At 59.1% G+C, this 10,494-nt stretch carries 10 protein-coding genes; 4 read left to right on the forward strand and 6 right to left on the reverse strand.

Features of this window, described 5'->3' with window-relative positions:
- Positions 1-7 precede the first annotated feature (7 nt).
- The 4 genes from trpS to lpxK are packed head-to-tail and all read right to left on the reverse strand — an operon-like array spanning position 8 to position 3,867.
- A complete protein-coding gene (gene trpS, locus Q0J85_RS12405) occupies positions 8-973 on the reverse strand; it encodes a tryptophan--tRNA ligase (protein ID WP_294482079.1) in 966 nt (321 codons plus the stop codon).
- A gap of 44 nt (positions 974-1,017) precedes the next feature.
- A complete protein-coding gene (locus Q0J85_RS12410; RefSeq protein ID WP_294482082.1) occupies positions 1,018-1,467 on the reverse strand; it encodes a hypothetical protein in 450 nt (149 codons plus the stop codon).
- A 42-nt stretch (positions 1,468-1,509) separates the two neighbouring features.
- Entirely contained in the window at positions 1,510-2,664 is a 1,155-nt protein-coding gene (galK, locus tag Q0J85_RS12415; protein WP_294482086.1) for a galactokinase, read from the reverse strand.
- Positions 2,665-2,688: 24 nt separating this feature from the next.
- The gene (gene lpxK / locus Q0J85_RS12420) at positions 2,689-3,867 is read right to left on the reverse strand and encodes a tetraacyldisaccharide 4'-kinase (protein ID WP_294482089.1); all 1,179 of its coding nucleotides are present in this window, start codon (positions 3,865-3,867) and stop codon (positions 2,689-2,691) included.
- A gap of 126 nt (positions 3,868-3,993) precedes the next feature.
- Here lpxK and Q0J85_RS12425 point away from each other — a divergent pair, with 126 nt between their 5' ends.
- Positions 3,994-4,749 (forward strand): HD domain-containing protein, encoded by a 756-nt coding sequence (locus tag Q0J85_RS12425; RefSeq protein WP_294482092.1) that lies wholly within the window; start codon positions 3,994-3,996, stop codon positions 4,747-4,749.
- Between the two features lie 4 nt (positions 4,750-4,753).
- Here Q0J85_RS12425 and Q0J85_RS12430 read toward each other — a convergent pair whose 3' ends face one another.
- The gene (locus tag Q0J85_RS12430) at positions 4,754-5,374 is read right to left on the reverse strand and encodes a MarC family protein (protein WP_294482096.1); all 621 of its coding nucleotides are present in this window, start codon (positions 5,372-5,374) and stop codon (positions 4,754-4,756) included.
- A gap of 229 nt (positions 5,375-5,603) precedes the next feature.
- Here Q0J85_RS12430 and panD point away from each other — a divergent pair, with 229 nt between their 5' ends.
- Genes panD through Q0J85_RS12445 form a run of 3 tightly spaced genes read left to right on the forward strand, consistent with a single transcriptional unit; the run spans position 5,604 to position 6,467 of the window.
- Entirely contained in the window at positions 5,604-5,972 is a 369-nt protein-coding gene (gene panD / locus Q0J85_RS12435; RefSeq protein WP_294482100.1) for an aspartate 1-decarboxylase, read from the forward strand.
- 19 nt (positions 5,973-5,991) lie between these two features.
- Positions 5,992-6,153 carry a hypothetical protein gene (locus tag Q0J85_RS12440; protein ID WP_294482104.1) on the forward strand — a complete coding sequence of 54 codons (162 nt, stop codon included), beginning with the start codon at positions 5,992-5,994 and terminating at the stop codon, positions 6,151-6,153.
- 44 nt (positions 6,154-6,197) lie between these two features.
- The gene (locus Q0J85_RS12445; RefSeq protein WP_294482107.1) at positions 6,198-6,467 is read left to right on the forward strand and encodes a hypothetical protein; all 270 of its coding nucleotides are present in this window, start codon (positions 6,198-6,200) and stop codon (positions 6,465-6,467) included.
- A gap of 81 nt (positions 6,468-6,548) precedes the next feature.
- Here the strand turns inward: Q0J85_RS12445 and Q0J85_RS12450 are convergent.
- Positions 6,549-10,494 (reverse strand): glycoside hydrolase family 2 protein (locus Q0J85_RS12450; protein ID WP_294482111.1); only part of this gene is annotated, 3,946 nt, incomplete at its 5' end.

A 10,494-nucleotide genomic window follows, 5' to 3' on the forward strand; every position in this document is an offset into this window, starting at 1 on the left:
AAACGATTTACCGGAGGCCGACCGCCTCACGGACTTTCGCCATGGTCACGGTGGCTTCGGCGCGCGCTCGTTCCGCCCCTTTGCGCAGGACTTCCCAGACGTAGTCGAGGTTCTGTTCGAGTTCCGCGCGCCGTTTGCGCATCGGCTCGAAGTAGGCCCAGAGTTTGTCGAAGAGCGCAAGTTTCGCGTGGCCGTAGCCGTAGCCGCCGGCGCGGTACTTCGCTTTCATCTCCTCGAGCTCCTCCGGCGTGGCGACGAGTTTGTAGAGCGCGACGACGTTGCAGGTGTCGGGATCTTTCGGCTCTTCAAGCTGTTTGCAGTCGGTGACGACGTTCATGATCGCCTTCTTGATCTCCTTCTCCTTGCCGAAGATCGGGATCGTGTTGTTGTAGCTTTTGGACATCTTCTGCCCGTCGGTGCCGGGAACGATCGCGACTTCCTCCGGAATGAGCTCATCCGGGATCGTGAACACTTCACCGTACTGGTTGTTGAATTTGATTGCGATGTCGCGCGTGATTTCAAGGTGCTGCTTCTGGTCCTTGCCGACCGGCACGAGGTTGCTCTGGTAGAGCAGGATGTCCGACGCCATCAGCACCGGGTAGGAGAAGAGACCGTTGTTCGGGGAGAATCCTTTCGCGATCTTGTCCTTGTAGCTGTGGGCGCGTTCGAGCAGCCCGACCGGCGTCACGTTGTTCAGAATCCAGGTCAGTTCGCACACCTCCGGCACGTCGGACTGCCGGAACAGCACGGTCGACTTCTCGGTGTTCACGCCGCATGCGAGAAAGTTCAGCGCCAGCTCAAGCACATTTGCGCGCAGCTGCGCCGGTTCCGGCGAGGTCGTCAGCGAATGGTAGTCCGCCAGAAAGACGAACGTCTCGCCCTTCTCCTGAATGTTGATGATCTGGCGCATCGCGCCGAAATAGTTGCCGATATGCGGCGTGCCCGAAGGCTGAATCCCTGTTAAAATTCTCATTGGTTCACTCACTTTTCAATCGTAATCGAATCCGGATCATCCGGTTAATATCTCCGCAGGAACCTGCCGACCAGCACGATCAGGCGATTCCACACATTCGGAATCGTCAGCAGCGTGACTGCGAACAGCAGATGGAGGACATACCACGCCGGTTCGGGCGGAAACGCCTGCGCCCATACGATTTCCGCAAGCGGAGGATCCATCAGGAACTGGATGATCCACGGGAAACTCCCCAGCACCAGAATCGCCTGGTAGAGCCCGAACAGCCGGAAGAGAAACTCCGATACTTTCCGAGTCTCCTCCGTTTCAGGCCCTTTTCGCACTGTGAAAAAGCCGCAGACCGGAATCAGCAGCACCAGCAGCGCAAATGAAATCCAGCCGATGACTCTCCACTCTCCATCTCTCAGCCATGTCAAACTTCCCGGCAGTTGGAGGAGCAGCAGAGGAATCGCAAATTTGAATACGATGGCATTGAAGTCAACGTTTTTCATCATGTGGTTCCTCCCGGGTTCCAGTGGTATTCCCTTGTTTCTGTATTACAGTTTCTGCGCGCTCGCTCCGTCGCCGATCGCGCAGATGATGTACTCGGCGTCGATGCCGGTACGTGCCTTGTACCCGGCGACGACCCGCTTCGCGTACTCTTCGGCGTCGTCGCTTTTGACGAGGTGGATCGTGATTCCGCCGAAGCCGCCGCCGGAGAGACGCGCGCCGAGGCCGCCCGGAATCGACTTCGCAAGTTCGACCAGATAATCGAGCTCCTCGGTGCTGTTCTCGAAGTTCACGCGGCTCGACTCGTGCGACTCAAACCAGAGACGGCCGAATCCGACGACGTCGTTCTTCTCGAGCAGCCGGATCGCCTCCATGACCCGCGTGCACTCCCCGACCACGTGCAGCGCGCGGCGGTACTCCCGCTCGGTGAGCACCGGTCTTGCGACTTCGAGCTGTTCGAGCGAGACGTCGCGCAGCGTCTTCACATCGGGGTACATCCCGGCGAGCTTGTGCGCGGCCGATTCACAATCCTGGCGGCGAACGTTGTACTCCGAGTCGACGAGGTTGTGTTTCGCCATCGAGTTGATGACCACGATCGAATATCCCGCCGGCAGCGCGACCGTGCGCAACACTTCGACCGTGCGGAAATCCGAGAGGATCATCGAATCCTTCTTGCCGAAGATCGAGCTGAACTGGTCGAGCAGCCCGCTCTTGAGCCCCATGTAGTTGTTTTCAACGCCCTGTCCGACCCGCGCCCAGTCCGCTTTCGAGAGCTCGATGCCGAACGCCTCCGCGAACGCGAATCCGGCCGAGGTCTCGAGCGCCGCCGAGCTCGACATGCCCGCCGAGAGCGGAACCGTGCTCTCCATGCCCGCGTCGAATGCGCCGACCTTGATGCCGCGCTTTTCGAGTTCGACGATCACGCCCTTGATGTAGTTGCTCCAGTCTTTCGGAATCGCAGTCGCGATGTTGCCGAGGTCGAACTCCCGCACGCTGTTGTCGCGGAAGTCCTTGATCCGGCAATGTTTCCCGTCGACCGGGGCGAGCACGAACTTCGTGTTCTGCTCGACCGCGCATGAGAGCACGAATCCCTGGTTGTAGTCGGTGTGGTTGCCGAGGATCTCGAGTCGCCCGGGCGCCTGCGCCGCGACGGTCGGTTTCTTCCCGTAGAACTTCTCGAATTTCTCAATCAGAGTCTGCATGATGAAATTTCCTGTTGTTGTGGTTTATAGAAAGCAAATTCTGGAAATGCACTGGTCGAAACTCTCCTGCCCGCTCAGGATGTCAATCTCGATGCGCAGATAGTAGAGCGGCACGTCACAGCGGCCGATCTTCGGAACGCGCACGGCGTCTTTCTCCGTGGTCACGATGAAATCCGCACCCGCCTCTTTCGCCTGGTTGATGAAGTCGATGATCTCCTGCTGCGTGTAGCGGTGGTGATCGGCGTAGTGATCCTTGAGCACAAGTTCCGCGCCGAGCTGCCGGAGGAAATTCTCGAAACTCTCCGGCCTGGCGATGGCCGAGAGCGCCGCGACTTTCGCACCGCGCAGCTTCTCGAGCGGCTCCTGAATGCCGCCGGAAAACATCTTCACGAGGTGTTTCGGCTTGTGACAGCATTCGATGATCTCGGCCCGGCGCGTATGACGCCGCAGGAAGTGCTTCAGATGGTTGATCTTATGGCTGCCGTCGGATTTCGTAAGAAAGATGTAGTCCGCTCTCCGGATGTTCTTGATCGGTTCGCGCAGGATTCCGCGCGGCAGCGTGTTGCCGTTCCCGAACGGGTCGGTCGAGTCCACGAGCACGATGTTGATGTGCGGTTTGAGCATGAGATACTGAAAACCGTCGTCGAGAATGATGACGTCGCTCTGATACTGCTCGACCGCGTAGAGACCCGATTTGACCCGGTCTTTGTCGACGAGCACCGCGACTTTGCTCAGATTCGAGGCGAGCATGAACGGCTCATCCCCGGCGTAGTCCGATTCGAGCAGCAGATTGTGGCCGTCCGAGACGACTTTCGGCGGCAGCTCGATCTTCTGCGACTGGAACCGCTGCATGAGCCGGAAGAGGAACGAACGCTTCTTGCTGCGGTATCCGCGCGACAGGATCGCGACCTTGCGCCCCTTTTCGCTCAGCGTCCGCGCGAACACCTCGACCACCGGCGTCTTGCCCGTGCCGCCGCAGGAGAGGTTGCCGATGCTCACGACGAGGCAGCCCAGCGCATGATTCCGGATCACGCGCTTGTCATACATCCAGATCCGGAACTGGACCGCCATGCGGTAGAAACGCGAAGCGATGAAAAGAATGTCGATCATCACCCGATCGTACCACGCTTTCCGCCGGCCGTCCATGAGTTCGAGAAAATACTGCTCGAAATCCTCGCCCTTGAATTTAAAACGGGAATGCATCCGCTCTCCTGAAAAAAACAGTTGTGTTTTATAAATTAATGCACATTTGCCCCGCATGCAAGCTGGCACTTCGACTTTCCCGGATTATATTTATCAGAATCGATCAAAAAATAAGGAAAAACGAAGATGTTGTCGAAGCTGGAACGGGAATTCGCGGTTTATGCGCAGAGTTTTTTCACAGGGGAGGAGTCCATCGACCGCAACTTGCGGCTGAAACTCGCGCACAGTTTCCGGGTCCGGAACGAAATGCGCCGTCTTGCACAGGCGGAATCGTTTTCGCCGGAGGAGACGCGCGGCGCATTGCGCACGGCGCTGCTGCACGACTTGAGCAGGTTTGAACAGTTTCAACGGTTTCACTCGTTCAACGACGCGGAGAGCTTCGATCACGGCGACCGCTCCGCGGAACTCGCCGCTTCGGGCGACTGGCTCGAGGGATTCGGACCGGAAGAGCGCGACGCCATCCTGACCGCAATCCGCGTCCACAACAAACTCGCGATTCCGCCCGGGCTGCCGGAACAGGCTCTGCTCTGGTCGCGCGCGATCCGGGACGCCGACAAACTCGACATCATCCCGATCCTGCTCGACTACCTCGAAGACCCGGAAAACGAGTCGATCGTCTTTGGACTCTCGGAAAAGCCGGAACTCTCTCCACTGGTGCTCGAGTCGATCATGAGAGGGGAATGCCCGCGCCATCGCGACATGAGGACCGTTTGCGACTTCGTCGCATCGAAGTTTCTGTGGGCAAATGATTTAAACTTCCATTGGAGCCGGGAAGAATTCCTGCGCCGCGGCTATCTTGACCGGATCATGGCACATCTGCCCCGGACAGAGATGTTCGTACGGCTTTACGAAAACGCCTGCCGCCGCCTCGCCGCGAAGTGAAGTTTCAGAAACACCCAGTGGACTTCAACCACTCCGTTCCCCCCGCGAGGATCATCTGAACCGCCACCGCCGAGACGATCAATCCGGTGATCCGGATCAGCGGTCCGACGAGATGCAGAAACCGCAGCAGCCGTCCGAGCGGCAGCGAAAAGAGCATCAATATGAAATTCACCGTCAACGCCAGCACAAGCGCGGTCAGGCAGGGGATGTGCCCATACTCCGCCGCGAACGAAATCGCCACCGTGATCGTGCCGGGTCCGGCGATCAGCGGCGCGGCCAGCGGCACGATTGAGAGCTCATTGAAATCCTCGCGCAGATCGTGGTCGCGCTTCTGGAAGAATCGTCCCTGCTGAATCGCCGTCCAGCCGACGAAGAAAAGCACGAATCCGCCCGTGATCTTCAGCGAATACATGTCGATCCGGAAAATCTCATTGAGAACGAACTGTCCGATGATCGCAAACGATGCGAGAATCCCGAGCGCCGCCAGCGAAGATTTCCAGGAGAGCTCGAACACCTGTTTTGAATTCAGCGGCGGCTCGTAGGTCGACAGAAACAACACCTTGCTTGCGGGATTCAACAGCGCGAGAAGATAAAGCGTATTCTCGAAAACTTTCGTCCACTCCATTTGCGACTTTCTCCTGACGTGCAAAGATTCGGATTTTTTTCTATTTAAATTTGACAACACCGGAGTTCTGTGCTTAATTTACCATAAAAACAGTTTTTTTCGACGGTTTGGTTCGGCGAAGTTGCGTAAAAAACCGGAAATAATCGTTTAACAGGGTGATTATTTCCGGAAATGTGGTATATTAATACCGGGTGTCAATAGACGAAAAACAAAAACCCGGTTATTACATATGCAGAAATTGATGTTGAGCGGCAAGATTCATTTTGCCCGTGTGACGGCCTGTGAACTCGATTACGAGGGGAGTCTCGAGATCGATCCGGAGTATCTGGCCGAAGCGGGGATTCTGCCGTATGAGAAGATTCTGGTGGTGAACCGCACGAACGGGTCGCGCCTCGAAACTTATGCGATCCCGGGCGTCCCGGGAGAACGGGCATTCTGCCTGAACGGGCCGGCGGCGCACCACGGCAAGGTCGGAGATGTGATTACGGTCATGGCTTTCTCCCTGATGTCGGAGGAGGAGGCGCGGGAGATCGATCCCCCCGTAATCGTGCTGAACGAAAAAAACGACATCATCATGCGTAAAGGAGTGCGTAAATAAGCATTCCGGAGGAGTTCCGATGCAGCGGCGGCGGAGACGGCAGAGAGGCCAGGTGGTGCTCGAATATGTCATCATGCTTGTGCTGTTGACGTTTTTTTCTCTGTCGCTGCTGGCGCTCATCGGAGCGTTTTCCAACCAGGGCAGCCGGATGATCGAGCTCGTGAGTGCCGATTTTCCGTAGGAAATAATCCAGACAATTCGTCCACAACCAGAGGGAGGCGGGCAATGAATATCATTCGCGGTAAACGGCGGCGCGGACAGCGCGGACAGCGCGGACAGCGCGGACAGGCGGTTCTCGAGTATGTGATTCTGATCGTGGTAGTGGCTCTGGCGGCGCTCTTCGTGCTGGCCAACTTCAGCGACCGGCTGCGCAGCATGGTGACGGGCGTTACGGTCACGCTCGGCGGCCAGGAAGATGATTCGATGAGCAAATCGAGCATCGAGATCGTCCAGGAACTCGACAAGACCGGCGCCGATTACGGTACCAACAACTGACCGTTTCTCTCCTGCACATAAAAAACCGCGCACTCCCCCTGCATGTGGGGTGCGCGGTTTCTGTGTGTCCGATCGACCGTCTTATTCGAGTTTCGCCCCCTCGACGGTGAACTCCTGAGCCGGGCGTGCGGTCGAGCCGCGGTAGAAGAAGAAGAGTTCGTTACGCAGTTGATCGGGAGCGATCCGCCCGGACTTTTTGAGCTCCCGGCCGAGCCGCAGCCGCCAGGTGTGCAGCTCGCCGTCGCCGGACAGCTCGATGCGGCCGCTGTAACGCCCCCGCCACTCTTTCTCGGGCAGAACAACTTCGACCTCCCCGTCCCAGCGGCTCCGGACTTGCAGAACAAGCGTATCGTAGGGGCCGGACATCGCCTTTTCGGAGAAGACGAAGAAAGCGGCGGGGACCTCTCCCGGCGGCGACGAACGGAATTTGATGTTCCATCCGTCGCGCAGTTTTTGTACTTTTCCGGGAATCTTCGAGCCGCTCTCTTTCGCGGGGCTGCATTTCACAAAATCGCGTCCGGTGATATCGACCGGAGACGGATGCGCAGTTTCGCCCGTGACGGCGATCAGCGCCGGAAACGCCGTATTGGCGGGCAGCCAGTCGATGCGATTCTGTTCCCGATAGAGCGGAGAGAGAAAGTCGATCGACGCGATCACCGCATCCGGATGCGGATTCTCCCACTCCATGACATAGGCTCCGATATTATTCCCGGCGGCGTTCTTGCGCATGACGCCGACCCTGGCCTCGGCCAGAGGAGCGGGATTCCACCAGTCGCCGATGTTCCGGTTGCCGACCAGCGGCAGGTCGACCGATCTGCCGTCGGCGTAATTGATCCGGTAACGTCCGGCGTCGGCCGCGCCTCCCCAGGCGGCGGTGTGCAGGAAAAAGAGTCGCGAAAATTTGCCGTTCACTTTGATCCCCTTGATCGCATGCGGGAAATCCGGGCGCGCCGATCCGGCCGTGATGAGACATCCTTTCCCGTTGTTCTTCGCGGGGTCGACGATCCGGAACAGGATTCCGGCGGCCGTCACGTTTCCCGTCGGCATCGTGCGGAAATCGTTCCTGCCCTGATCGAACCATCCCCCTTTGCCGTCGTTCTCAATCTCGTCGGCGAACCCGCGGTTCGCGTACGGCGCCAGGTCGATCGGCACGAGCCGCGCGGTGCTGGCGGAAAATCCCTCCGGGACGACCAGCGGCCGCGTCTGTTTCCGGAATTCCGCGGTTCCGGCGGCGTAACGGAAGAGGTTGCGCAGGTAACGGGCGGCGGAACTGTCGCGCTGTGCCGCGGCGAACGCATTCAGCTGAGAGGCGATCAGCCGACCGGAACCGACTGTGCCTTCGAGCAGCGCCATGCCGACGTTCCGGCTGCCGAGATTCGGCCCCTTGGCGGCGAGCGCATTTTCGGTGAACGGCAGGAAACAACTCGAAACGACATAGCCGAAATCCGGATTGTTCCAGGTGTCGAAATTCCGGGCGGAAAGCCCTTCGAAAACCGGATGGGTCAGAATCACCGGGTCGCAGAAGCTCTTCTCGTCGGTGAACAGCTGCAGCCCCAGCGGCAACTCGCTCGACAGGTTCTTCTGCTCGAGAAGGAGCACGACCCCGCCCGCATTCAGGAACGCCGAAAGGTACGGATCGTTCCTGAGCGCGAGACGCTGCGGCGTCTCGGTTTCCGGCGGGATGACGAGGGTTGCCGGGGCCTTCAGCGTTTTAAGGTCGCGCACAATGGTGTACGGCATGCCGAACGCCTTCAGCTGCTCCGCGAGCCGGGCAACGTTTTTCGGCGCGCCGGTGTCATAAACCAGTACGGGGCGGACCGCTTCGATCTTTTCGCTCCTCAATGCCGGAGTGTCGATATAGAGATCGTAATAGTTGCGGGCCAGCTCTTTGCCGTTGTCGAGCAATGTGAGCCGGAGCTGGTAAAAGCCGGTTCCGGTTTCAGGCATGGTCAGTTGGACTTCGCGTTTCGCGTTCCGCTGGGCCGGGAGCTCTCCGGCCGGAAGCGAGGCGACCGGAACGGTTTTGCCGTCGGGCCCGGCGAGGGCGACCTCAAGGGTCAGGCTGCGGTATGCGCGGTTCGAATTGTTGACGATCTCCATCGTCCACTTCCGGCTCTCTCCCGCGAACAGATTGCGCGGCGGCAGATCGATCTCATTGTGCAGCGTCGGCAGAACCGGCTGGTTCCAGAGCGTTGCGGTCTTGAGCGTCGGGTCGCTGAACCACGGCGCAAAACCGGTGAAGCGGCGATCGAGCCGGTAGAGCTCGAAGATGCGCCGTCCGTAGCGCGACTTCGGGACATCCGACCGCACGGCTGGGTCGACCGCTTCGGCGAGGCTCATGCAGCCGGTGAAGCCGATTCCGCACGGCTGTCCCCAGTGGAAACTCTTCTTCGTATATTTCACATATTCATCGATGTCGTTGCGCTTGAAATTCGCATTCTTGTTCGAAGCGTCGTGGAAGCCCCACGAGAAACCGACGTTTTCCCAGGCGATCAGCGGTTTTTCGAGCCGGCCGTTTTTGCCGCCGAAGATTTCGAGCAGTCCCTTATAGATGAAATCAGCATCCTTGTTGCGCTCGGTCCACGGGCGCGAAAGGCCGACATAGGTGTGCAGGTCGCAGACGTCGGTATCGAGCTTCGTCCGGCCGTAGGAGCCCCAGCCGGCCTGTCCGGAAAATGTGCTGATCGGCCGCTTCTGGCGGTCCATGGCGCGGACGGTTTCGACCTGAAGATCCATCTGCCGCGCGATTTCGGGCCGGTTCGAGTGGACAACCTCGTTGCCGAGCGACCACATGGTGACCGACGGATGGTTGTAAGTCGCCTCCACGAATTCCCGCAGCTCCGGAATGTTGTGCTTTTCGAATTCCGGAACGTCGAGGTGGGTCGTGAAGCTCCAGGCCCATTCGTTGAAGATCATCATGCCGCACTCGTCGGCGATCTCAAGCGCGACCGGGACGATCGGCATATGCGCGGTGCGCAAAATGACGTATCCGAGATTGCGGCAGCCGAGAATGAAATCGGTCAGCGATTTCTCCTCCGCCTCGGCGGTGCGGTTGAAGCCGCCGTAGTTGCAGGAGGGGATGTTCTCGCCGAAAAGATAGATCTCCTCGCCGTTCAGATAGAACCTGCCGTTCTTCGTATGGAATTCGCGGTAACCGAAGCGGGCGCTCGCGGCGGAAACGGCCTCCCCTTTCCCGCCATGCAGCGCGAGCGTCAGAAAATAGAGGTACGGGCGCTCCACCGACCACTTCTGCGGGTTGTTGAGTTTCAAGGAGATACGCCCGGTATTGACGCCGGGTTTCAGGGAGAGGCGTCCGGAGACGCTCCCGGCGACGGCGTTGGCGGACTCTTTCATCGCATCGGTGACGATGCCGTCGAGAGTGCCGGCCCAGGCCTTTCCGGTGTGGTTGATGATCGTGTAATCGGCCTCGATGCCGCCCATCGCGAGACTGGGAGTGATGAAGATCTTCGCGATCCGCAGCTCGGGCTCGAGCGAGAGCGTGACATTCTGCCAGATGCCGCCCTTGATGTTGCCGATCCACCACTGGGCACCGTAAGCGTGCGTCGCTTTCGTTTTTTTCCCGAAAGCGGGGCCGAAGTCGGAGAAGACGCGGAGCGCGAGAACATTCCGGCCCGGCTTCGCGGCATCGGTCGCGTCGATTTCAAACGGCGTGAAATCTCCGTGGTGGCTGCCGATCTCCTTCCCGTTCAGGAACACCTTCGCATCGTAGCCGACGCAGTCGAATTTCAGGATGACCCGGCGGTTCTCAAGTTCGGCGGGAGTCAGCTCGAATTCGGTGCGGTAGAGGCCCTTCGTATACGGCTCGGACTCCTTGCGAGCCTGCGGATACTTCACAAACCAGTCGAGCGGAACCCTGATCGTGCTCCAGCCGGAGGCGTCGAATTCCGGCTTCATGAAGCCGGTGTTCAGATCGGCGTCCGCCGGGAACGGCGTCGCGGAGTTGGTCACGCCGGAAAAACGCCACTCGCCGTTCAGGGAACGGCTGCGGACGAAATCGGCCGGCCTG

This window comes from uncultured Victivallis sp. (assembly GCA_944389935.1).
Lineage (GTDB): Bacteria > Verrucomicrobiota > Lentisphaeria > Victivallales > Victivallaceae > Victivallis.